Source organism: Chroococcidiopsis cubana SAG 39.79, assembly GCF_003991895.1.
Lineage (GTDB): Bacteria > Cyanobacteriota > Cyanobacteriia > Cyanobacteriales > Chroococcidiopsidaceae > Chroococcidiopsis > Chroococcidiopsis thermalis.
This window is the reverse complement of sequence record NZ_RSCK01000006.1, coordinates 122743-145027: the sequence shown is the minus strand read 5'-3', so window position 1 is coordinate 145027 and position 22285 is coordinate 122743. Positions and strand designations below refer to the sequence as shown.

Here is a 22285-nt window from a genome sequence, read left to right as displayed (position 1 = left end):
ATTAAATAATTAATAACTAAATATGGAGGTTAGCGGACTCGAACCGCTGACATCCTGCTTGCAAAGCAGGCGCTCTACCAACTGAGCTAAACCCCCGTGAGTCGTGAGTTTGCTGTCGTTTTTTCGACAACTTTGTTATTATAGCTACTCTAAAACAATATGGTCAAGAGCTAAACGAGCAAAATTACCAAAAATATTTCAGAAATTTCTACTCATTCAAAGCCATGACTCAGGTTATCGCCACATTTTATAAGTTTGTCAGCTTACCAGACTGCGCCGAAATACGCGAACCGTTACTGTCTTACTGCCTGTCTCAAGGGGTGAAAGGGACAATTCTACTCGCAGAGGAGGGAATTAATGGCACAATTGCAGCTGCTTCCCGAAGTTTAATTGATTCCCTATTTGCTTTTCTCGGCTCCGATCCGCGTCTGGCAGACTTAGAGTACAAGTTATCACGTGCTGAAGCACCCCCATTCGAGCGGATGAAGGTGAAGTTGAAGCGGGAAATCGTCACCATTGGAATACCGGAAGCAGATCCGAGCCAGCAAGCCGGTACTTATGTCAACCCTCAAGACTGGAACGCAATTATTAGCGATCCTGAAGTCGTAGTGATTGACACCCGCAATGATTATGAAGTAAAAATTGGAAGTTTCCAAAGAGCGCAAAATCCACAAACTCAGTCATTTCGCCAATTTCCTGAATACGTGCGTCAACATCTCAATCCCGACAAACATAAAAAGGTAGCAATGTTTTGTACGGGAGGAATTCGCTGTGAAAAAGCTTCATCTTTCATGCTGTCTCAAGGATTTCAGGAAGTTTATCACCTCAAAGGTGGAATTTTAAAATATCTAGAGGAAGTTCCATCTGAAGAAAGTTTGTGGCAAGGAGAGTGTTTTGTATTTGACGAACGGGTAGCTGTACAACAAGGTTTAGTACCAGGTAATTATGAAATGTGTCGTAGTTGCGGACACCCAATTTCAGAAGAAGATAAGCAATCGGAAAAGTACGAAGAAGGAATTTCCTGTCCTGATTGCTTTAATACTCTTACCGAGGAGAAGAGAAGCCGCCAGCAAGAAAAGTTGAAACAGGGAGTCGGGAGTCGGGAGTTGCGGAAGCAGGGACAAGAGAGATAAGGAAGCAATTAGCAATTAGCATTCATTACCTTTCTTACCAGAGTTAAACCGTCTCCAATTGGTACAAGGCTGAGAGTAATACGCTTATCTTGATGAAGTTTTTGATTTAAGGTGCGTAATTTCTTAGTGCGATTATCTTGGACCTGTGGATCGGCAACTCGTCCCGACCATAAAACGTTATCAATTGCAATTAATCCGCCTGGACGTATAAGCTGAAGTGCTTGTTCGTAGTAGCTATCGTAATTACTCTTGTCTGCATCAATTAAAGCAAAATCAAATGTTTCAGATGCACCTGTTTCTATGAGATGGTGAAGGGTTTCCTTGGCTGGTGCAACGTGCAAGTCAATTTTATGTGCTACGCCTGCCTGCTGCCACCAGTGACGCGCGATCGCAGCATATTCCTCATTTTTTTCACAGCTTACTACTATACCATCAACGGGTAATGTTAATGCCATGACTAAAGAACTATAACCCATAAATACACCGATATCTAAAGTTTTCTTTGCTCTGATTAATTGCAACAATAAGGCGATAAATTGACCCTGTTCGGGTGCAATTTGCATCTTACCTAATGGGTGACGGGCAGTTTCTTGACGTAGTTGCGTTAAAATCTCTGGTTCTCGCAATGAAATAGATAATAAGTAATCATATAAATGGGGCTCTAAGCCAAGAGTTTGCCAAGTCATGATCGAGTCAGTAATGAGTGGCGATCGCAATTAAATAATATCAAAAAATAGTGTCAAAATAAATATCAAAAATAAAGGTAAGCAATACTCACCATCCATTTAAACATTTCAAAAATTATCAGTTAGCAATTGCAATCCGTTAGCTGATTTGAAGTAGTTGTTGAACGTGCTTTTGAAAAGCTAACAATCCTGCTTTTGAATTCCAGTTTTCTTGAAAAACATTCATATTCTCTAAGTCGATAACTTTTCCATCTCTCGGAAAAAAGATTTTTTGACCGAAAACTTGCTCGTAAGTTGGCGGATTGTGCCATCATTAGCTATCCAAACCGTTTTTACCATCCGATAAAAGCTAAATTCTTTTGCTGTCAACTCTTTGTACAACTCGTTATCTATAACTCGAACTACATGAGTGACCCTGGCGTGCTGTCTTAAAATGATAAAATCGTCTTTTTGAGGCTTGCAAGTATTTTCATATTGATTGTACTTCCAGTTTAAACCAAAAATATTTTCTGCTGGTTCAATATATTCAGTTTTATCCTTATAAGCCCAATATCTACCATCTTGATTTTTTACATTTTTAGTCCATTTTAGTCTAGTCAGATTCATGTTGAATCCCTCTGAGTAATTTTGCTTATATCGATCGATTCTCAGGAGTATGAGAAAGCTTATATAAAGCTAGTACGAGCGATTGGTATAGCTTCTATAGTTAAGATGCCCGCGGATAAATTTACAATAAATGATAAATGCCAAATTTCTAATCGTAGGTAATTGTTCTTAAAATTTGGTCTGAGCGATCGCAAATACGATTAACATCATCAAATAGTTAAGTCAAGGTTAATTTTTGCTGCTTGACTGCGGAGCGAGATTTGTTTAAATTACTGCCGTAAACTCTTTTTTTCTCAAGATTACTTTCACGTCATTAACTACTAACAGGATAGCGATCGCGCTAAATCGAAGCGCATGAATTGAGCTTTTTGGTAGTTTATTTTGACTTATCAAAATTAAGGTTTTCGATATTGTTTCGATTTTCCCTTGCCAAACTAAAGGAAATACTTATGAATTTCAACTTGCGACAACTTAACCGTCGCTCATTTCTGCTCGGTTCGGCTTTCACCAGCGGGGCTGTAGCTGCCAGTTTGTTGTCGCCATCCCGACAAGTTAAGGCACAAGCGCCAGGAATTGTGACCTCAGACAAAATGCGCCCGACAATCCCTTATGGAGTTGCTAGTGGTGATATCACGGGGAATCGTGCCGTAGTTTGGAGCCGCTGCGATCGCCCCGCACGAGCGATCGTAGAATACAGTACGAGTGAAAATTTTCGCCATGTCCGACGAATTATCGGAGCGCCAGCCTTAGAAGCAACTGACTTTACAGTCCGCGTTGACCTATCAGGACTGCCAACCGACGAGCAAATCTTCTACCGATTTACTTTTCAGGATTTGGACAACTCTAGTATTTCGAGCGTTCCTGTCACGGGAACTTTTCGCACTCCTTCAACTAAAAAACGCGACATTAAATTTGTCTGGGGAGGAGACACAGCCGGACAAGGCTGGGGAATTAATCCAGAATTTGGTGGCATGAAGATCTATGAAACCATGCGACAACTCAATCCAGACTTCTTCATCCACTCTGGCGATACGATTTACGCTGATAATCCAATCTTGGCTGAAGTCAAACTTGATGATGGTAGCATTTGGAAAAACATCACCACACCAGAAAAAGCAAAGGTAGCAGAAACACTAACTGAGTTTCGCGGCAACTATATTTATAACCTACTCGATGAAAACGTCCGCCGTTTCAATGCCGAAGTCCCTCAACTCGTTCAGTGGGACGACCACGAAACCACAAACAACTGGTATCCAGGCGAGATTCTTACAGATGTCGGTACAGATGCCCGTTATCAGCTTAAAGATGTGAATCTTCTGGCAGAACGGGCAAGACAAGCATTTCTAGAATACCAGCCAATTCGCTTCGATCCTAACGACCCAGAGCGGATTTATCGTTCGTTTCAGTACGGAGCGATGCTAGACATTTTCATGCTCGACAAGCGCAGCTATCGAGGCGCAAACTCGGCAAATCGCCAAACTGAGGCAAGCGACGAGACAGCATTTTTAGGTAAAGCTCAGGTCAGCTGGTTGAAGCAGCAGTTACTCACCTCAACCGCCACTTGGAAAGTCATTGCTAGCGATATGCCAATTGGACTAGTAATTCCAGATGGGACAACAGCCTATGAAGCGCTATCAAATGGGGATAACGGCGTTCCTCTAGGGCGAGAACTAGAGTTTGCAGATTTGTTTCAGTTCATTCAGCGGCAAAATATCCGCAATGTTGTTTGGTTGACAGCAGACGTGCATTATGCTGCGGCTCACTACTACGACCCTAGCAAAGCTCAATTTACTGATTTCAAGCCTTTTTGGGAGTTTGTCGCGGGTCCTTTAAACTCAGGCACATTTGGACCTAACGAGCTAGATAGTACTTTTGGTCCGCAGGTGAAATTTAACAGTTTGCCAAAGGGAACTAAGCCAAATCGTCCCCCTTCGGAAGGGTTACAGTTTTTTGGTATGGTCAAAATCGATCGCGACAGTGAAGTGATGACCGTCACCCTACACAATTTAGCCGGGGACACCCTCTACAGCGTGGATTTGCCTCCTGAAGAGAGCTGAGGGAGCTGAGGGAGCTGAGGGGACAAGAGGGACAAGGGAGAAATTAGTCACACCACACCCCACACTCCATACCCTATCAACACGCACCACGCACCACCCAATTACCAATTACCAATTACCAACTACCAACCACTCAACAATTCCGGTTACGATCGAAGAGTTTATGCATTCCGAATGAATTGCCATGACGATCGAACTCTACTATTGGACAACTCCAAACGGACATAAAATTACCATTTTTCTTGAGGAAGCAGAGCTACCTTACGAAATCAAACCTGTCAATATTGCTAAGGGCGAACAGTTCGACCCAGAATTTCTCAAGATCTCACCTAATAATAAAATTCCGGCGATTATTGATCGCGACCCCCCTGATGGTGGCGAACCGATAAGCGTATTTGAATCGGGGGCAATTCTGCAATATTTGGCAGAAAAAACGGGAAAATTTTTACCAGATAACCTACGCGATCGCGTCGAGACAATGCAATGGCTGTTCTGGCAAATGGGTGGATTGGGTCCCATGCTGGGACAAAATCACCACTTTGTCACTTACGCACCGGAGAAAATTCCTTATGCGATCGATCGCTACGTAAAGGAAACCGAACGATTATATGGCGTACTCGACGAACGGCTGACAAATCTACCTTTTATCACAGGTAGTTACTCGATCGCGGATATGGCAGCTTATCCCTGGATCGTACCCTACGAGACGCAACAGCAAAATTTAGATGACTTTCCCAATCTTAAACGCTGGTTTGAGAGCATAAAAGCACGTCCTGCCGTGCAACGTGCCTATGCTAAGGCTGACGAAATTAGTACTGCGCCATCTGTCACCGAAGAATCTAAAGCGATTTTATTCGGTCAAGGGCGGCGGCGCTCGTCTTAAGTGTTTTTGGTCAACTTTTGGCGTTGGCGATGTAGCAGTAAGCCAGCGCCAATAACACCGACACCAGCCAGCGTTCCTACTCCTCCTGGTTCTGGGACTGTTTCGATTGAGCCAGTAATGACAGCATCACCCTCAAGCGAAAGAACGTTTGGATCTGGGTTAAGTCGATCGACTTGAGTAAAATCTAGCGTTCCAGTCGCGCCTGTGAATATGCCTTCGCCACCTGTAATTGTCAGCGTACCGGAACCAGATCCCGTCAGATTTTCCCGGTCAAGTGTAGCCGTAGCCGTGGCAGTTCCTCGCAATTTGTTATCCGTGCCTTCTCCCTCAAATACGATGTAACCTGGTGGCAGATCTGGTAAGCCAAACGTAGCGGGATTGGTATCAAAGTTAAGCGCACCAGTTGCAGGATCGGTTCGCGCGTAGATTAATCCTTCATACTGAGTTAGACCATAAGGGGCTTCAGGGTCGGAACTCGTAGCTAACTCGATCGATTGAGATAGCTCCTCGTCAATCGGTACGATCTCGATTCTTGTGTCATAGTTACCGTTAAATGGATATATCGTCTGCGCGATCGCTTTTGTCGTATCCAGTCCCACGCTAGCCAATGCGAAAGCGACTGAAATCAGCTTTACCGTATATGAAAGAGTCATTTGCATCCTGGCTTACAGCTATGCAAACGATCCTACAGCGCCAAATTTACAGTTTCTTGTGCTAATTTTTGGGAATATTTGCCGAATGTTTAGCAAATAGATGTTGACTCTAAGTTGCTTTTCTTCGCCTTGCAGCTGTCCGAGGCGGAGTGCGCCGTGCTTTGTGTCTGGTAGGTGGTTTCGCTGGTTTAGCTGGGGGTTTGGCGGTTTCTGGTTCCGGTGCGGGTTCTGGCGCGGGTTCTGGCGCGGGAGATTTAGCAGTTGTCCGAGTTGAGGTTTTCCCCTTGGCTTTAGGCTTGGTAGTAGTTGATTTAGCCGGGGATGTAGCTATTTCTAGTTCCGGTGCGGGTTCTGGTGCGGGTTCTGGTGCGGGTTCTGGTGCGGGAGATTTAGCAGTTGTCCGAGTTGAGGTTTTCCCCTTGGCTTTAGGCTTGGTAGTAGTTGATTTAGCTGTTTCGGGTTTGGCGGTTTCTGGTTGCGGTGCGGGTTCTGGTGCGGGAGATTTAGCAGTTGTCCGAGTGGAAGTTTTCCCCGGGGCTTTAGGCTTAGTAGTCGATTTAGCTGAGGGTTTAGCTGTTTCGGGTTTGACGGTTTCTGATTCTGCTGCTGATGGGGATGTAGACGATACCTCTACAGTTACCGTACCTTTCGTTTCTGGTGTAACCACAGCCACCACCATTTGAGTTTGGCGATCGTGTGCTTCAAATTGTGTGACTAGATCGGCTAATCCCATTTGTCTTGAATATTTGGGAATCACACTTGCTTTGAGAAATTTTGCCTCCATTTGAGCGATCGCATCATTAGGGTAGTAATTGACAAGTAAAACCCCATCTCCCTGTACCGCTGTCATATCTAAAAAGTATGTACCTAAGCGAGGAAGGTCATCTTGCAGTAATTTTTGTAGTTTGTCCATGTGAATTGGAAATTGGTAATGGGTAGTTGGTAATGGGTAGTTGGTAGTTGTTGATGGGTGAGAGATAATTCAAGAAATTAAAAGTATTTTCATGCACGACTTCCGACCCCTGTACGGGCGGGTTTGGAAACCAGCCCCTACCGACTCCCTCAAGAAGATAATAACCGCCCGACTGTACGATTTTTGGGGATGAAAGTTTGTCGTGCAACTCGTTGAATATCGGCTGACGATACCTGAGAAATCGCTTCTAGTTCTTTAAATAAATTTTGCCAGGAACCTGTTTTGACTTCGTACTCTAACAATAACTGTGCCATCCCCATATTTGAGTCGAGCGATCGCAATAAATCTGCTTTAGCTTGTGTTTTGACTCGCTCCAATTCCATCGCTGAAACTGGTTCGGTTTTGAGGCGATCGATTTCTTTTCTCATCGCTGTCCCCACTTCATCAACTGTATGCCCTGGAGCTGTCAAAGCATAAAATAGCATTAAATTTTCATATTTATTCCCCGGAAATCCACTACTACCTTGAGCTGATAAAGCTAGGCGTTGCTTTTCTACTAAAGATTGATAGAGTCGTGATGTACGTCCGTTACTCAACAATCTGCCAATCGTTTCATAAACCACATAATCTGGATCGTTAATTCCCGGACAGTGGTAGCCTTCTAAATACCAAGGTTGAGTCGGTAATTTGAGCGTCACTTCCCTCGTTTTTTGCTGCTTTGGTTCTACTGTTGTCAACTTAGGAGGAGCGACTTTAGCGCGATAGCGTCCAAAATAAACTTGAGCCAACTGTTTTACTTGTTGGGGATTAACATCACCGACAATTGCGATCGTTAATTGACTCGGTATGTAATAAGTATCGAAAAACTGCTGCACGTCAGCCCGCGTTAAGTTGCGAATATCTTGTTCGTAACCGATAACGGGACGCTTGTAAGGATGGACTTGATAAGCAGTATCGAGGAACTTTTCCACCATTTGTCCAATAGGCGAATTTTCTACCCGCAGCCGTCGTTCTTCTAAAATTACATCTTTTTCTTTGTAAAATTCTCGAAACACGGGTTCGAGAAAACGTTCTGACTCCAACGACATCCACATTTCTAGTTTGTTGGCGGGAAAGCTGTAAAAATACCGCGTTGCTTCTGTCGAAGTATTGGCATTTAAACCTACACCTCCAGCTTGTTCGACAATTTGCCCTAACTCATTTTGTTTAACTAACTGGGCTGCTTCAGCTTCTACTCGCTCAAATTGCGCTTGCAATTTGGTAACTTCTGCCTCATTTTTCGCTGTCTTGGCTGCGGTAATTTCTGCTGCTAATTTGTCTAATTTTTCTAACAGCGGTTTTTCTGCGGTGTAGTCTCGCGTACCGATTCGCGTCGTACCTTTAAATGCTAAATGCTCCAAAAAGTGAGCCACACCTGTCTTACCTACTGGTTCGTTAACTCCACCCACATCAGCATAGGTCAGAAAAGATACAACTGGTGCTTGATGGCGTTCCAAGACAATAAACTTCATCCCATTACTGAGACGAAATTCGGTTAAATCCTGGCTCACACGCTTGTAATAAGGTTGGATTGACTCCGATGGAGCAGAATTCGGAATTCGAAATTCAGAATTCGGAATTAAAGCTTCCCTACTCCCTGCTCCCAGCTCGTCCCTGCTCCCTATTTCAGCTAACGCCGTTTCCGAACAGACAACCCAAAACAAGATAGTTACAATTGTTAATACGGCAAGCAAGCGTTGCCAGATCTTAAATGCGGATAAAATTGAGCGGATAAAACGTACGATCTGATGCATCATAGATTGGAATCAATTGTGCGTTCGAGATAGATCTATTAACGATCTATTAAAGTTTGCCAGTTATGCAGCTGGATGTAAGAGAATGTCCCTACAAGTTGTATTAACATCGATACAACCATAAATACCTTCTATGCAAGTTTTTAACCGTGCTTCACAGCCAGCAGATTCTTCTCGCGATCGCATTTTACAAGCGGCGCAGCGATTGTTCGCGCGTCAAGGGTTTGACGGTACGACGACCCGCGACTTAGCACAAGCTGCTGGTGTGGCGGAAGGTACGCTGTTTCGTCACTTTTCTAATAAAAAAGCAATTTTGGTCGAGGTAGCAACCCAAGGTTGGGTAGAAATTCTCACCGATCTGCTGACGGAATTGAGCGAAATGGGCAGCTATAAAGCTGTAGCACAAGTCATGCAGCGGCGAATGTGGAACTTTCAGAAAAACGCCGATTTAATGCGGGTTTGCTTCATGGAAGCCCAATTTCATCCAGATTTGCGCGATCGCGTTCAATCTGAGGTGATCGGCAAAATGACGGATGTTGCTGAGGCTTTCTTTCAAACAGCAATGGAACGGGGCATTTACCGTCCGATGAATCCGCGTATCGTCGCCCAAGTTTTCTTAGGCATGTTTGCCATCTCTGGTTTCAGCCACAACACGTTAATGGAACCCAACGCCTCCCCCCAACAAATGAAAGAGATGGCGGAAGGACTAGCAGATATTTTTCTCAATGGGGTTTTAGTGAAGAGTCATTAGTCATTGGTCATTCGTCATTTGTTGTTGCCAATGACAGATGACGAATAACTATTCATAGATGAACGCAAGATATTAAAATCTTGTTAATAATTAAATATTGATGTGTTCTGCGTCTCGGAGGTTGCGAATGAAAGACCTAAGTAAATGGTTGAACCCTAGAGCGGCGATCGGAAGTTTACTAAGTGTTATTGTTTTGCTGAGCGTAGCAGGCGGACTTGTTAGCTGTACTCCTAGTGGAGATGAAAGAGTCAGAGACACGAACGAGAATGTAGAAGAAGACAACGAGAACGAAGCAGACGACGAGGATGATGGCAACGAAGCACCTAACCAAAATAATCAAGATGACGACGATTAAATTGGTCATTTGTCAGTAGCTAGTCACCAGCCACTAGTCACCAGTCACTCTTCACGACTTAGTTTTCAATGACTCATGACACTGATGTGGAAGCTCTGCGGCAGCGGCGAGAGAATCTAGCCGATCGCCTTGATGTACCAGTTATATTATGGTCGGGACGCAGTAGCGCGCGTAATTTTCCTGCTAATTGCTTTCCCTTTCGAGCCAGCAGTCACTTTCTCTATTTTGCTGGTATTCCCCTGGAAACAGCGGCTATTCGCTTAGAAGGGGGGAAAATGACGTTGTTTGTAGACGATCCGAAACCAGAAAGCGCCCTCTGGCACGGAGAAATGCCCAGCAGAACAGACATTGCAACTCAGATTGGCGCAGATGCAGCTTTACCCATGAGCGAGTTGGAATCTCATGCTGTGGGGGCAGCTACTATTGCCGCACAGGATACTATGACCGCTCTCCAACAGTCTCGCATCCTTAACCGTCCAATTTCACCAGCTAAGGTATTGCAAGGCATTGATTTGGAGTTAGCTCAAGCAATTGTAGCGCTGCGGCTCAGTCACGATCGCGCTGCTTTAATTCAATTACGCCAAGCTGCTGACGTGACGGTACAAGCTCATATTGCTGGTATGGCAGTGTCAACTAACGCCTCATGGGAGGCAGACGTGCGCGCCACGATGGAACACGTTATTCTCGCTAATAACATGAGCTGTGCTTATAGCAGTATCGTGACGGTGCATGGAGAAGTGTTGCATAACGATCGCTATCATCACCCGATGCAGTTGGGAGACTTGTTACTGGTGGATGTAGGGGCAGAAACATCAACAGGTTGGGCGGCGGATGTCACCCGTACTTGGGCTGTATCTGGGCAATTCTCAGCCACTCAACGGGCGATCTACGATGTGGTACTGGCGGCGCACGATGCTTGTATTGCGAAGATTCGTCCCGGCGTAGAGTATCAAGATATACATTTGTTAGCGGCGACGGTTATTGCTCAAGGTTTGGTCGATCTAGGCATTTTGCGCGGTCAACCGGAAGATCTAGTCGAAATGGATGCTCATGCCCTATTTTTTCCCCACGGGATCGGGCATTTATTGGGTTTAGACGTTCACGATATGGAAGATTTAGGGGATATTGCTGGATATGAGGAAGGGCGCAAACGCAGCGATCGCTTTGGGTTAAATTATTTACGGTTGAATCGTCCCCTCCGTCCTGGGATGTTAGTCACGATCGAACCAGGATTTTATCAAGTTCCGGCGATTTTAACCGATCGCGATCGGCGGGAGAAATATCGCGATGTCGTCAACTGGGAACGCTTAACTCAATTTGCTGACGTGCGCGGCATTCGGATCGAGGACGACGTGTTAGTTACGGAGACTGGCAGAGAAGTCTTGACAGCAGCATTACCAACTAAAGCGGAAGCGGTTGAGGCTTTGGTACAAGGGGACTTGTCTCAGTTAGAAGCGGTTTATAGTTAAAAATAATTACGCTTCGGTACAACTTTCTCTTGTCCCCCCCTTTCATAAGGGGGGTTAGGGGGGATCTTTGAGTCATTGGCGTAGTTTTTCGATTTTCTCTTGTCTCCCCCTTTCATAAAGGGGGTTAGGGGGGATCTTTGAGTCATTGGCGTAGTTTTTCGATCCCCCAACCCCCTTAAAAAGGGGGCTAAGAAAAAAGTTCGCATAGAAATTAATTTAACTGAGCAAACAGCGCTTCCCAATCAGTGATTTCCGGTCTTGCACCAGAATTAACAATTTCAAAAGTCTTGTTGACTGTTACGGGGTCAGATATACACTCTACGCAAGCGGTAGCTACATCTATTCTGCTAGTATCCCCTACCAAGGTATCGCCCGTACCTACAACAACAGCTAATTTGCCGTCAGTTGTCGCCTTTAATAATGTATTCAGGTCATAAGAAGTGTAAGGACCATCAATTAAACGCCCTGGGCGGATAATCGTGTAAGGCAAACCCGAAGTCGCGATCGCCTGTTCTCCTTCCTGCTTGGCATCAAGTACGCCAAAGGCATTGAGAATACTAAAAGGAAACTGCTTTTTGCGTAAGACACCACAAGAAGAAACAAAAACAAACCTTTGCAAATCTTGCGGTGCAGCTGCAACCAAATTTTTCACACCCACAGCATCAACCTGCTGCGGACTATTTTGGGCTGAGAAGAAGTTTTGAAAATCCCATTTGGCAGAAGGAAAGGCAGTCGTACCAGTACAACAAATAATATGGGTAACGTTCTGTACTGCTGCTGGTAGGGTGTTGGGTTGACGAATATCGCCTACGGCAATTTCTACGCGATCGCCAAACATCTGTTTTGCTTTATCGGCTTGACGGGTGAGGACGCGCACGGTAAAACCTTTTTCCAGTGCTTTAGCAACTGCTAACTGTCCGACTCCACCTGTTGCACCAGCGACTAGAATTAATGCTGCTGTCATTTTGCCATCATCCGTAAAGCTAAAGAAATCAACGATAGGAAAGTTAAAAACCCGACGGCATCCAGAATAGTTGTGAGTAGGGGACCGCTGATCAATGCCGGATCGAGTTTCAATCGCTTTAATCCCATCGGTAGCATTGTCCCTAAACTTGCCGCTACAAATACGTTAATTGCCATCACCGAGGCAGCAACAATAGCAACCCAGCGTTCTTGAGGCGGCGACCAAATTAAGGACAGAATCCCCAAAGCGATCGCCAAAGCTAAGGCTGTTCCTAGCCCAGCCAAGATCTCTTTACGGAGAATTTTTAACGTATCTAGAGGTGTCACTTCGCCTACACCAAGTCCGCGTACCGTCACCGACAAAGCTTGTATGGCAACATTGCCACTCGTGTTAGATAAAATCGGCATAATTACGGCTAACACTGGCACTACAGAAATCACCTGTTGAAAAGGTGCGATCGCGCTGGCTGCCCCAACATATAACCCAATATTTGCTAACAGCCAAGGCAATCGCTTGCGGATAGTTACATGGGGCGGAGATAAAGCCGCTTCGTCACCACCACTGACCCCTGCTAATTTTTGAATATCTGCCGTGGCTTCCTCTTCTAAAATATCTACCACGTCGTCAACGGTAATAATTCCTACCAAGCGATCCTCCCGATCTACGACTGGGATGGCGATCAAGTCGTAGCGTTTCATCAACTGGGCGGCTTCTGCTTGCGGTGTGTCGGTTCTGACTCGCACGACACGCTGACTGGCAATCTCGCGAATGAGAACATCGGGGATAGTAAATAATAATTGTCGCAAGGAAACTACGCTCACCAGTTTGCGATTATCGTCGGTGACGTAGGCATAGTAAATCGTCTCTTTATCTTCGTCATTGCGTCGAATTTTATTGAGGGCTTCTCCTACAGTTAAACCTTGGCGCAGGCGGACGTATTCCGTCGTCATCACCCGTCCTGCCGTGCCTTCGGGATAGCCTAATATTGTTGCTGTGGCTTGCCGTTCTTCCGCACTAAGTTGTTGTAGCAGCCGCTTGACAACACCAGCAGGTAACTCGTCAAACAACTCTGCCCTGTCGTCAGGACTCATGGACTCTACCAGGTGAAATACCTGGGCATCATGCAGAGAACCGATTAATTCTTCCTGCACTTCTTGAGGTAAGTATTCAAATACAGCGATCGCCTGATTTTTATTCAGCAAGCGAAAGGCGATCGCTTGTTGCTGGGGAGAAAGTTCCGCAATATAATCCCCTGCATCTACAGGGGGCAAACGGTTTAATTCTGCTTTAAGTAAGTTGAGATCGGTAATATCGGTTAGGGCAATACGTCCTTCTTGAGTGAGCATAAACACCTCCTAAGTCTCCCCTACTCTGAGAGACTAGTTCGCTCAGCTCAGAGGAGAATACTACTGTGGGGGGATGGACTTCGATCTACGTCCATAAACTTTGAACAATTCAACATCGATACCCAATTTGGGTAACGCTACGTTTAATCGTAACCTGCAAGTGTTGTTTTCGGAAGTCCAAGCTAAAAATGACCGAAACATTTGTGTATCTCGCTGGTTGTAATATTATCTTGCCCGATTTGCGATCGAATGAAACATCTTCATCTTGTTTGCTGTCGCGATAGGTAATTAATTGCCACTAATGCGATCGCAATCAAAGCAAAAGAAAATAAAGTTGTCAATGTTCCCAGGGCATAGAGTGCGGGAGAAGTGACGTTTGTTGTCATACCAAAAATTTCTAATGGCAAGGTGTTAGTCTCCCCAGAAATTAATGACGTGCGGGTAAACTCATCGTAGGAAAGTGTGAATCCTAGTAACCCTACACCAATGACACTAGAGGCAATTAGAGGAAAGACAATTTGCCAAAATGTTGTCGTGTCACTCGCTCCTAAATCGTGGGCAGCTTCTTCATATGCAGGGTTGAACCGACCAAATATTCCTAACATAATTAAAAAGGCAAAAGGTAGCGTCCAGGTTAAATGTCCGGCAAGTGCTGAAGAATACCACTGATTATCTAACCCAACTATACTAAACAAAATTCCAATTCCTAATGAGACTAGAATGCTAGGGACTATTAAGCTAGAAATTGTCAGGTAAAAAATCAGATTTGAACCGAAAAACTTCCGACGAAATGCTAGCCCTGCCATCACGCTAAAGATAACTGTAATTAGCATGACAATTAATCCCAGCCAAAGCGATCGCCCAAATCCATCGACAAAGTTTCCTACTCGCTGCGGCTCAAACACTGCTTTGAGCCAATGAAAACTAAAACCCCGCATCGGGAAAGTTAATTGTCCTTCCGGTCCTTGCAACGATAAGAGAAAAATAGCCGACATCGGACCATAAAGGAATAAGACAAATAATCCGAAAAATCCTGCTAGTAGATAGTAAGAAAGCGATCGTTTTTTTTCAGCCATATTTAATTATGGGGAATAGGGAGTAGAGATCGGTGACCAGTGACCAGTTATCAGTGAAGAGTTATAGTTGGTAGCTAGTAGTTAGTCATTTTGTTTTTTGACTTTTAACTTTTGAAATTTGACTTTTTACAATTCTTTGCGAATATCAACTACGCGCAAAATGGCAAATACAATTATCAGCGTAACAATCAATAACACGACTGCATTTGCTGCGGCTAGGGGATACTGCAAGCTATCGAGTTGGTTCTTAATTAAATAGCCAACAGAAGAAGACTTACCACCACTCATAATCCGCATCGTGGCAAATTCTCCCATCACCAACGTCACCACAAAAATCGAACCGATCGCAATTCCCGAAGCAGATAAAGGCAGGATAATTTCTTTTTGAATTTGAAATGGAGAAGATCCTAAATCCTCAGCTGCCGTTACCAAAGAGCGATCGATTCGCATCATGCTATTAAATATCGGTGCAACCATAAATAAACAGTAGAGATGCACCATCGCCAGAATTACAGAAAAATCAGAAAATAGAAAAATTTCCACTGGCTGATTAGTTATACCTAAGCCCATTAATGCCTGATTAATTAATCCCTCTCTCCCTAAAAATGGAATCCAAGAAATCATCCGAATAATGTTTGATGTCAGAAAGGGTACAGTACAAATTAAAAATAAAATCGTCTGCCATTTCGGACTTTTAATGTGAAAAGCCAAAAAGTAAGCAACTGGATAGCTAATCAACAAGCAAATCAACCAAACGAGAAAAGCAAATTTAAAGGTATTGAGATAAGTTGACAAGTAAACTCTCGAACTAAAAATTCCCAAGTAGTTATTTAAAGTAAATCCTGGGGTCATCGCAAAGCCATTAAAATTCCAAAAACTGACAATTGCGATCGCGATAATTGGCAATACCAAAAACAGTAGAAAAACCAATGTTTGTGGAGCTACCAACAAATAATTGCGTAAAGTTTTTGAGTTGTTCATAGAAAGTGGTGCGTGGTACGTGATAACTGAATAACTGATTACGCCACAATAAACTCAGTCCACTTATAAACGAGATATACTTGCTGCTGCATGAAAGAGTTCCAACAGACGACATTACCCATTCGTTCTGTAAACGAACCACCATCGCGCACCGCACCTTTAGACTCGATCTTTTTACCAAAGGGATCGATAATGTCAATCGCCGCAGGTTTGCCTTCATACCAAAAGTCCCATTCTTCCGGCTTCATAAACTTTCTGGCATTTTGGGGAGCAGCACTGTAGTAACCTTGACGCGAGAGGAATCCGCCTACCCAACCGTCTAACATCCAGTTGAGGTACTCGTAAGCAGCGTCTAGTTTTATTCCCGAAAGATTCTTCGACAAACCCAAACCGCCACCCCAACCGCGATAACCTTCCTTCAAGGGTGCATAAACGCAAGGGATTCCCCTTGCTCTCACAGCAGTCACCGCAGGCGACCACATCGATTGCAGCACCACTTCCCCAGATGACATCAGGTTGACGGACTCATCAAAGGTCTTCCAAAAGGCACGAAATTGCCCAGCTTGCTTTTGCTCGATTAAAAGGTTAGTCACCTTGTCGAGTTCTTCTCTGGTCATGTTACCTTTATCGCCAAACTTCATCTGTCCTGTGGCTTCCATCACCATTGCTGCATCCATAATGCCAATGGAAGGAATATCGAGCAGAGATGTTTTGCCTTTAAATTGTGGGTCAAATAAATCTGCCCAAGACTCGATTTTCTTGCTTACTAAATCAGGACGATATCCCAGCGTATCGGCGTTGTACTGAAATGGAATCATCGTCGCCCAGTCAGTTGGTTCTGAAGCAAATTCAGTCGAATCCTTGCCTTTCAGAAACATGACTTTGCGTGGAGCCGTTCCTTGAGAGGTATTGACTCTTGCCCCTGGATATAATTCTCCAGTCGTGAAGATCGGCGTAATTTTATCGAATTCTTTGATTTTCCTAATATCAATTGGCTGAAGATTGCCAGAAGGAGCAACTAATGGTAAGGCAAAATATTCACCGTCAAAAATATCGTATTGTTTGGGTTGAGTAATGGCAATTTGAATGTTTTCTGCCGTACTCAACGCCCGCATTTGAATTTTGAAACCCAAATCTTTCTCTGCTTGGACGCGAATATCGTTAATTTGTGCCGCACCTGTGCCAATTAATCGCAGCGTTACATCTTGAAGTTTGTTAGTAATAACTGTTGGACTGCGATTGGAACAACTAGCAGCCGCGATCGCAGTTCCCCCTGCTGCCAAACCTGTTTTGAGCAGCTTGCGCCGACTAATTTTTCTCATAACTTTACAAAATCAAAAGTCAAAAGTTAAAAGTCAAAAGTTAAGATGGTGCGATCGCCTCTCTTAGAAAGATATGACACCGCCTTTTGATATTTGCGATCGCGCTTTTCAGTTTTCTATTCGCGTTGTTAAGCTGTGTAGTTTTTTGCATAAAATATCGGGGGTGGCAAGGGAAATATCAAAGCAGCTTATTCGGTCGGGAACTTCCATTGGGGCAAATGTTGAGGAATCTAGAGCAGCACAAAGTCCTGCTGATTTTATCCACAAACTAGAAATTGCCTTAAAAGAAGCTAGGGAAACTAGATACTGGCTCAAACTAATCGTTGCTACTGCCATTGTTCCCGAAAGAAGATTGCTGTCTCTACTAAGTGAGATAAATGAGCTAATGAACATTATTGCTGCCATCATTATTAAGTCTAAGCAGAATAGAACAAAGCCGTTTTGACTTTTCACTTTTCACTTTTGACTTTTTTATGCGGCTAAGAAAACGCAGTTATCTTTCGACCAACTAAGTACGACTAATTGTCCTTCTGTAAGTGCATTTGCATCCCAATCAGTTGTACGGGCTTTGTATAATATTTCTTGCCCTGTGGCTTCTGCCATCAAGGAAACTCGCGTCACAAAACCCGTCATTTCTACAGCAACAATTCGAGCAGTAATTTGATTGGCAGCCAGAGAAGACTGAATAGGAACAGTAGGCAAATAAGGCTCGATCTGCATTAAATCGGGACGGATCGAACACGCTGCTATAGATCCTACTGGTGCAGCGTAGCCGCGACAAAATAAAGTGCCAATGCCTTCTACTTCCAGTTGAATTAAATCCAAACTCGTATCGGCAACGCTGTTGACAACTTTACCTGTAAAGATATTGTTGTCTCCCATGAATTTAGCAACAAACTGGGAAGCAGGAGTGTTGAAAAGTTCTGAAGGTGTAGCAACTTGATCGATCCGTCCGTGGGTCATCACCACCACCATATCTGAAAGAGAAAAAGCTTCTTCAACGTGGTGAGTCACCTGAATGAAGGTCATGCCAAATTGTTTCTGAATTCGGCGCAACTCCGTCCGCATCTTAACTCTTAAGTTTTCATCCAAGGCGCTTAAAGGTTCGTCCAACATCAACACCTGGGGACGGGTGGCTAAGGCTCTCGCTAAGGCGATCCGCTGCTGTTGTCCGCCGCTGAGCATATTCGGTTTGCGCTCGGCAACATGGCTCAAACCTACCATTTCTAGCATTTCTCCCACTCTGGTACGGCGTTCTTGTTCTGGGAGTTTACGCATTTTCAAGCCAAACTCGACGTTTTCCCAAATGCTTTTATGTGGAAACAAGGCATAGCTTTGGAACATCATCGAAGTATTGCGTTTCGCTGCTGGAATGTCATTGACGCGGCGATCGCCAATTAAAATATCTCCGCTAGTGACTTCTTCATGTCCCGCGATCGTTCTCAGTGCTGTTGTTTTGCCGCATCCACTCGGACCTAATAAACAGCAGTAGTTTCCGGCGGGAATATCTAAGGTCAAATTTTCAACTGCTGTAAACGAGCCGTATTTCTTCGTCACCGATCGCAACGATACGCCAGCCGCCGCATCAGCTAAGGCTTGTTGCGTTGCTGAACTCGTTTGGAGGAATTCTTGTCTAACTCCAGTTGTTGTCATGATTAGTTCTGTAGTGCAATTGCTAGCTTGACTCAAACCTGCTGCGAACGGGCGATGCTAGAAAAGCGGTAACAGTAGTTCGCTCTTATCTTTGCACTTTACTCATCAGCAGGTACGCACGTTTGGACTCAAAAGTCTAGCTGATAACTGTGTATGCTGTATACGATGATATATAAGAATAAATTGAAAAAAAAACTGTATGTTGGACTACAATCTCCCCCGAGAGAAAGAGCATGTCTATCTCAGGCGAGGGGTCTCGATAATTAAGAATATCTATTTAATAATTGAGGGTGGCGATCGCTAGCAAAAACTTACGCTCCTCAGGAGAAAAAATTGTATACTGTATGCAAAGCTGATGAAGAGGTCAGGAGCTAGCCACACAATATTCATTCTGGCTCGATCGCCTAACTTCTTCCTCAATAACACGTACAAATACAGTTAAGGAAGATCGTGCCGTCAAAAACATAAAATAAGAATAGCTAAAATATCCCTCTTCAGACAGATGCTAAGGAGTCTCGCTTTGTCCCTGTCTCCTCAGTCGCTCCAGCGACAGCGATCGCTACAAGAACAAGCATATCAGGCGTTGCGGAATGCCATACTCTCAGGGGAACTAGCACCAGGAGAGCGACTAGTAGAAACCAAATTAGCGAACAAGCTTCAGGTAAGTCGAACGCCGATTAGAGAAGCAATTCGCTTACTTCAGCATGAAAATCTAGCTACAAGCGACCTAGATGGAGTCTTGCGGGTTGCGACGATCTCAATTGTGGATGCAATGCAATTGTACGATTGTCGAATTGCTTTGGAGGAATTATCTGTCCGGGGAGCCTGTCACCATGCGACAGAAATGCAACTGCAAGAACTTGAAAGCATGGTTGAGCAAGCAGAAAAGATAGTAAATAGTAAACCTACACAACTGACTAGCTTTCGCTTGTTAGATATTGACTACCGCTTTCATCGGTTATTAGCGCAGAGTTCCGGCAATCCCTGGCTTGTCTCCCTGTTAGATCGAGTCTTCGATCAAATGCAACTGTTAAGGATTCAGACAACCAAACACAATCCCAATGTATTAGAAATTCGTACAGAACATCGACAAATTTATCAACCTATACAGCAGCGAGATGAAAAAGCGGCAGTCGCGGCAATGGTTGCCCACTTAAGAGCAAGTAAAGCGCGAGTCGTACAAGAAGTCGAGCAATTACAGCAAACGAAAGTGAGTAGTGAGTAGTGAAGAGTGGCTAGTAGCTAGTGGCTAGTGGCTAGTAATCAATAGACCTCCTGCATGAATCAAAAAATCATGGATGTCATTCTGTTGGCGAAGCCTTCCCGAAGGGTACGCAACGCAGTGTAGTGAAGAATCTCCCAGATGTTTCGCGTCGCGTATGGATGACAATTCAAGTATTCACGCAGGAGGTCTAATAAATACTAACTACCAACTACTAACTACCAACTACCAATTTCCAACTACCAATTACCAATTACCAATTCCCCCTCAACATGAAAACAACCTCAGAAACCAGAAAAGTTTTTATTTGTGGTTCGGCATTGCGCGGACAACCAGATCATCAAAATCTTCAGTCAGCAAAGTTTGTCAAAACAGCAGCAACTCAACCCCGCTATCGCCTTCACGCTGCTGGTGACGGTTGGCATCCGGCGATTTATGAAGTCGCAGAAGGTGGAATTTCTATTCCTGGGGAAGTCTATGAAATGACGAAAGAGCAGTTTGAATATTTGTCGGCAAACGAGCCACCAAATATGTATGCAAGCGATATTGTTCTAGAGGATGGAGAAGTCTTGACAGCATTTCTTTATCCGAAAGAATTAATTGAAAAATACAATTGGACTGATATTTCGCATCTTGGTGGGTGGGCTGCTTACAAAGCCAGTTCGAGCGAAAGTTAAAGGCGATCGCTGTTACTTTTTGGGAGCAAAAGGGGCAAGCATACCAGTATAGGGTTTAGGAATGGGATATGCTAAGTCGCCAACTTTGCTAGTACTTAAACCCAAACTTACCAAAGCTTCTACAAATTTGACAGCAGCAGTAACACCATCAATGACGGGAATACCAATCTCGTCGCTAATTTCAGCAGGTAGGTCAGCCATACCACCACATCCTAAAACGATCGCCCCACAGTCATCTTCAGCTAGGGCAGATTTACACTCTTGAATAATTGTCTTGCGAGCTGGAGATCCTGCAATCTCCAGTTCCAACACGGGGAGATCGATCGCGCGAATATTACGACAAAAGCGACTCATACCGTAGTTTTCTACTAATTGCCGAGCAATGACTTGCGTGCGTTTGAGGGTGGTAACGATGGAAAATCCAGTAGCCACAAAACTCGCAGCGTGCATCGCCGCTTCCGCAATACCGAGGACGGGACCCCGTGCTAGTTCGCGGGCAGCCAGCAAGCCAGGATCGCCAAAACAAGCGATGACATAACCATCTACCCCAGTTGCTTCTCCTTGGTGAATTTCTTCAAGTAAGCCAACTACGCTAAGTGCTTCATCGTAATGTCCTTCGATCGAAACTGGTCCCATAGTTGGGTTGCAAGCAATAATCTCAGTGTCAGGACTTGCAACGGCTTTTGCTGCTAACCCGATTTTTTGGGTCATGCTAGCTGTGGTATTGGGGTTGATGACTTGAATTTTCATGGTTTTGCTGCATGGAAAGGGTGGGTTTCTGGAGATTTTTGTCCAATGTGCAACTTTCTCTCGTTCTCCCTTTATAAGGCAGGGTTAGGGGGGATTTTGCCTTAACCGAAAAGTATTGATAGCAATTCTCGATTGTATGGATGACATTTGTAGGGGCGCACAGAGAAAGCGCCCCTACCAGACGTGTATTGCATCCAATTGAAAACCGCTATGAGATAGGAGGTCAGAAGTTGTTGTTTTTTTGTTTTATATAGCAAATGTCATACTTGCGAGTTAAAGTGTTGTAGAAAAATTGCTATTTTCGCAGACTATGCCAATCAATTCAAATAAGTTTGCTGAGAACACGGGCGAGCTAACGATTCAGTTAGAAGCAATGTGCCGTCGCTTAGAAAATTTGTATATTCGTGCAAAAGAGCCAGCTTGGTCGCCAGCGGAGTTACTGGCAGAATCTTTTAGAGAACTCAGTTGTTCTCTAGAAGAGATTTATGTTGCTATTGAGGAGCTGCGGCAGCAAAATGAAGAATTGGCAGCAGCTAGATTTTTAGTCGAGCAGGAGCGCCAACGCTACCAAGATTTATTTGAATTGGCTCCAGATGGCTATTTTGTCACCAATGCTGCGGGAGTGATTCTCGAAGCTAACCGTGCTGCTGTTAGTCTACTGAATGCAGCGCCAGAATACTTAGTTGGCAAACCACTTGTCTTGTTTGTCGAACGAGGCGATCGCTCATCCTTTCGTTCTCAACTCAATCGACTATGCTATCAAATTGACCGACTGCAAAACTGGCAAGTCCGCATCCAACCCCACAAATGGGAACCCTATGACGCATTCTTGACGGCAACCGTCGTGCGCGATCGCCAAGGAACGGCAAGTCATTTACGGATTTGCCTGCGACAGACCGACGAGCAGCAAGTGGCGATCGGCAGCTAAACCATCTATACCAGCAGTTGCCAAAGTTTATGAATATCAGTGGTTTATAAAACTTTTTCGGAGCCGT

22 protein-coding genes and 1 tRNA gene are annotated in these 22285 nt (G+C 44.4%); 10 read left to right on the top strand and 13 right to left on the bottom strand.

The genetic code is table 11. The annotated features are described in order from the left end of the window. Positions 1-23: 23 nt before the first annotated feature. Positions 24-96 (bottom strand) — tRNA-Ala (locus DSM107010_RS06265). A gap of 128 nt (positions 97-224) precedes the next feature. Here DSM107010_RS06265 and trhO point away from each other — a divergent pair. Next, positions 225-1133 (top strand): oxygen-dependent tRNA uridine(34) hydroxylase TrhO, encoded by a 909-nt coding sequence (trhO, locus tag DSM107010_RS06260; RefSeq protein ID WP_106166308.1) that lies wholly within the window; start codon positions 225-227, stop codon positions 1131-1133. Positions 1134-1141: 8 nt separating this feature from the next. Here trhO and DSM107010_RS06255 read toward each other — a convergent pair whose 3' ends face one another. After that, positions 1142-1819, bottom strand: a complete 678-nt coding sequence (locus DSM107010_RS06255) for a class I SAM-dependent methyltransferase (protein WP_106166309.1) — start codon at positions 1817-1819, stop codon at positions 1142-1144. Positions 1820-2050: 231 nt separating this feature from the next. After that, positions 2051-2425 carry a hypothetical protein gene (locus tag DSM107010_RS06250; protein WP_106166310.1) on the bottom strand — a complete coding sequence of 125 codons (375 nt, stop codon included), beginning with the start codon at positions 2423-2425 and terminating at the stop codon, positions 2051-2053. Between the two features lie 449 nt (positions 2426-2874). On the opposite strand from DSM107010_RS06250, the gene DSM107010_RS06245 reads away from it, so the two are divergent. Both DSM107010_RS06245 and DSM107010_RS06240 read left to right on the top strand, forming a co-directional pair. Further along, the gene (locus DSM107010_RS06245; protein WP_127022588.1) at positions 2875-4482 is read left to right on the top strand and encodes an alkaline phosphatase D family protein; all 1608 of its coding nucleotides are present in this window, start codon (positions 2875-2877) and stop codon (positions 4480-4482) included. 184 nt (positions 4483-4666) lie between these two features. Continuing rightward, complete coding sequence (locus DSM107010_RS06240) at positions 4667-5365, top strand: glutathione S-transferase N-terminal domain-containing protein (RefSeq protein ID WP_015153031.1); 699 nt, start codon at positions 4667-4669, stop codon at positions 5363-5365. Here DSM107010_RS06240 and DSM107010_RS06235 read toward each other — a convergent pair. From DSM107010_RS06235 to DSM107010_RS06225, 3 genes are all read right to left on the bottom strand, one after another. Further along, the gene (locus DSM107010_RS06235; RefSeq protein WP_015153032.1) at positions 5362-6018 is read right to left on the bottom strand and encodes a hypothetical protein; all 657 of its coding nucleotides are present in this window, start codon (positions 6016-6018) and stop codon (positions 5362-5364) included. The two genes, DSM107010_RS06240 and DSM107010_RS06235, sit on opposite strands and share 4 nt — an antisense overlap. A 109-nt stretch (positions 6019-6127) precedes the next feature. Then, on the bottom strand, positions 6128-6931 hold the full coding sequence (locus DSM107010_RS06230) for a hypothetical protein (RefSeq protein WP_127022585.1): 804 nt from the start codon (positions 6929-6931) through the stop codon (positions 6128-6130). A gap of 149 nt (positions 6932-7080) precedes the next feature. Next, a complete protein-coding gene (locus DSM107010_RS06225; RefSeq protein WP_106166313.1) occupies positions 7081-8727 on the bottom strand; it encodes a M16 family metallopeptidase in 1647 nt (548 codons plus the stop codon). A gap of 130 nt (positions 8728-8857) precedes the next feature. Here DSM107010_RS06225 and DSM107010_RS06220 point away from each other — a divergent pair, with 130 nt between their 5' ends. The 3 genes from DSM107010_RS06220 to DSM107010_RS06210 all read left to right on the top strand — a co-directional run bounded on the left by DSM107010_RS06220 (position 8858) and on the right by DSM107010_RS06210 (position 11299). Beyond that, positions 8858-9475, top strand: coding sequence for a TetR/AcrR family transcriptional regulator (locus tag DSM107010_RS06220; protein ID WP_015153035.1), 618 nt, complete (start codon positions 8858-8860; stop codon positions 9473-9475). Between the two features lie 127 nt (positions 9476-9602). Further along, on the top strand, positions 9603-9830 hold the full coding sequence (locus DSM107010_RS06215; RefSeq protein ID WP_015153036.1) for a hypothetical protein: 228 nt from the start codon (positions 9603-9605) through the stop codon (positions 9828-9830). A gap of 68 nt (positions 9831-9898) precedes the next feature. After that, positions 9899-11299 (top strand): aminopeptidase P family protein, encoded by a 1401-nt coding sequence (locus DSM107010_RS06210; protein WP_106166314.1) that lies wholly within the window; start codon positions 9899-9901, stop codon positions 11297-11299. 211 nt (positions 11300-11510) lie between these two features. Here DSM107010_RS06210 and DSM107010_RS06205 read toward each other — a convergent pair whose 3' ends face one another. From DSM107010_RS06205 to DSM107010_RS06185, 5 genes are all read right to left on the bottom strand, one after another. Next, positions 11511-12263, bottom strand: a complete 753-nt coding sequence (locus DSM107010_RS06205) for an SDR family oxidoreductase (RefSeq protein WP_106166316.1) — start codon at positions 12261-12263, stop codon at positions 11511-11513. Next, positions 12260-13609, bottom strand: a complete 1350-nt coding sequence (gene mgtE / locus DSM107010_RS06200; RefSeq protein ID WP_106166323.1) for a magnesium transporter — start codon at positions 13607-13609, stop codon at positions 12260-12262. The genes DSM107010_RS06205 and mgtE overlap by 4 nt, the downstream gene beginning before the upstream one ends. A gap of 260 nt (positions 13610-13869) precedes the next feature. Then, the gene (locus tag DSM107010_RS06195) at positions 13870-14685 is read right to left on the bottom strand and encodes an ABC transporter permease (RefSeq protein ID WP_106166317.1); all 816 of its coding nucleotides are present in this window, start codon (positions 14683-14685) and stop codon (positions 13870-13872) included. 126 nt (positions 14686-14811) lie between these two features. Continuing rightward, the gene (locus DSM107010_RS06190) at positions 14812-15666 is read right to left on the bottom strand and encodes an ABC transporter permease (RefSeq protein ID WP_106166318.1); all 855 of its coding nucleotides are present in this window, start codon (positions 15664-15666) and stop codon (positions 14812-14814) included. 38 nt (positions 15667-15704) lie between these two features. After that, positions 15705-16988 (bottom strand): ABC transporter substrate-binding protein, encoded by a 1284-nt coding sequence (locus tag DSM107010_RS06185; RefSeq protein WP_106166319.1) that lies wholly within the window; start codon positions 16986-16988, stop codon positions 15705-15707. 73 nt (positions 16989-17061) lie between these two features. On the opposite strand from DSM107010_RS06185, the gene DSM107010_RS06180 reads away from it, so the two are divergent. Then, positions 17062-17433 carry a four helix bundle protein gene (locus DSM107010_RS06180; protein ID WP_015153043.1) on the top strand — a complete coding sequence of 124 codons (372 nt, stop codon included), beginning with the start codon at positions 17062-17064 and terminating at the stop codon, positions 17431-17433. 26 nt (positions 17434-17459) lie between these two features. Here the strand turns inward: DSM107010_RS06180 and DSM107010_RS06175 are convergent, their stop codons facing one another. After that, positions 17460-18641, bottom strand: a complete 1182-nt coding sequence (locus tag DSM107010_RS06175; RefSeq protein ID WP_106166320.1) for an ABC transporter ATP-binding protein — start codon at positions 18639-18641, stop codon at positions 17460-17462. 502 nt (positions 18642-19143) lie between these two features. On the opposite strand from DSM107010_RS06175, the gene DSM107010_RS06170 reads away from it, so the two are divergent. Further along, positions 19144-19866: a GntR family transcriptional regulator gene (locus DSM107010_RS06170; protein ID WP_106166321.1), complete on the top strand. Its 723-nt coding sequence runs from the start codon at positions 19144-19146 to the stop codon at positions 19864-19866. A 269-nt stretch (positions 19867-20135) separates the two neighbouring features. Beyond that, a complete protein-coding gene (locus tag DSM107010_RS06165; RefSeq protein ID WP_106166322.1) occupies positions 20136-20540 on the top strand; it encodes an allophanate hydrolase-related protein in 405 nt (134 codons plus the stop codon). A gap of 12 nt (positions 20541-20552) precedes the next feature. Here DSM107010_RS06165 and DSM107010_RS06160 read toward each other — a convergent pair whose 3' ends face one another. Continuing rightward, complete coding sequence (locus tag DSM107010_RS06160; RefSeq protein ID WP_127022582.1) at positions 20553-21290, bottom strand: aspartate/glutamate racemase family protein; 738 nt, start codon at positions 21288-21290, stop codon at positions 20553-20555. Positions 21291-21600: 310 nt separating this feature from the next. Here DSM107010_RS06160 and DSM107010_RS06155 point away from each other — a divergent pair, with 310 nt between their 5' ends. Beyond that, the gene (locus DSM107010_RS06155) at positions 21601-22218 is read left to right on the top strand and encodes a PAS domain-containing protein (protein ID WP_015153049.1); all 618 of its coding nucleotides are present in this window, start codon (positions 21601-21603) and stop codon (positions 22216-22218) included. Positions 22219-22285 lie beyond the last annotated feature (67 nt).

Coding starts and splice junctions, on each gene's coding strand:
- trhO (WP_106166308.1), top strand. CDS start 225: ATGACTCAGGTTATCGCCACATTTTATAAGTTTGTCAGCTTACCAGAC.
- DSM107010_RS06255 (WP_106166309.1), bottom strand. CDS start 1,819: ATGACTTGGCAAACTCTTGGCTTAGAGCCCCATTTATATGATTACTTA.
- DSM107010_RS06250 (WP_106166310.1), bottom strand. CDS start 2,425: ATGAATCTGACTAGACTAAAATGGACTAAAAATGTAAAAAATCAAGAT.
- DSM107010_RS06245 (WP_127022588.1), top strand. CDS start 2,875: ATGAATTTCAACTTGCGACAACTTAACCGTCGCTCATTTCTGCTCGGT.
- DSM107010_RS06240 (WP_015153031.1), top strand. CDS start 4,667: ATGACGATCGAACTCTACTATTGGACAACTCCAAACGGACATAAAATT.
- DSM107010_RS06235 (WP_015153032.1), bottom strand. CDS start 6,018: ATGACTCTTTCATATACGGTAAAGCTGATTTCAGTCGCTTTCGCATTG.
- DSM107010_RS06230 (WP_127022585.1), bottom strand. CDS start 6,931: ATGGACAAACTACAAAAATTACTGCAAGATGACCTTCCTCGCTTAGGT.
- DSM107010_RS06225 (WP_106166313.1), bottom strand. CDS start 8,727: ATGATGCATCAGATCGTACGTTTTATCCGCTCAATTTTATCCGCATTT.
- DSM107010_RS06220 (WP_015153035.1), top strand. CDS start 8,858: ATGCAAGTTTTTAACCGTGCTTCACAGCCAGCAGATTCTTCTCGCGAT.
- DSM107010_RS06215 (WP_015153036.1), top strand. CDS start 9,603: ATGAAAGACCTAAGTAAATGGTTGAACCCTAGAGCGGCGATCGGAAGT.
- DSM107010_RS06210 (WP_106166314.1), top strand. CDS start 9,899: ATGACTCATGACACTGATGTGGAAGCTCTGCGGCAGCGGCGAGAGAAT.
- DSM107010_RS06205 (WP_106166316.1), bottom strand. CDS start 12,263: ATGACAGCAGCATTAATTCTAGTCGCTGGTGCAACAGGTGGAGTCGGA.
- mgtE (WP_106166323.1), bottom strand. CDS start 13,609: ATGCTCACTCAAGAAGGACGTATTGCCCTAACCGATATTACCGATCTC.
- DSM107010_RS06195 (WP_106166317.1), bottom strand. CDS start 14,685: ATGGCTGAAAAAAAACGATCGCTTTCTTACTATCTACTAGCAGGATTT.
- DSM107010_RS06190 (WP_106166318.1), bottom strand. CDS start 15,666: ATGAACAACTCAAAAACTTTACGCAATTATTTGTTGGTAGCTCCACAA.
- DSM107010_RS06185 (WP_106166319.1), bottom strand. CDS start 16,988: ATGAGAAAAATTAGTCGGCGCAAGCTGCTCAAAACAGGTTTGGCAGCA.
- DSM107010_RS06180 (WP_015153043.1), top strand. CDS start 17,062: ATGACACCGCCTTTTGATATTTGCGATCGCGCTTTTCAGTTTTCTATT.
- DSM107010_RS06175 (WP_106166320.1), bottom strand. CDS start 18,641: ATGACAACAACTGGAGTTAGACAAGAATTCCTCCAAACGAGTTCAGCA.
- DSM107010_RS06170 (WP_106166321.1), top strand. CDS start 19,144: ATGCTAAGGAGTCTCGCTTTGTCCCTGTCTCCTCAGTCGCTCCAGCGA.
- DSM107010_RS06165 (WP_106166322.1), top strand. CDS start 20,136: ATGAAAACAACCTCAGAAACCAGAAAAGTTTTTATTTGTGGTTCGGCA.
- DSM107010_RS06160 (WP_127022582.1), bottom strand. CDS start 21,290: ATGAAAATTCAAGTCATCAACCCCAATACCACAGCTAGCATGACCCAA.
- DSM107010_RS06155 (WP_015153049.1), top strand. CDS start 21,601: ATGCCAATCAATTCAAATAAGTTTGCTGAGAACACGGGCGAGCTAACG.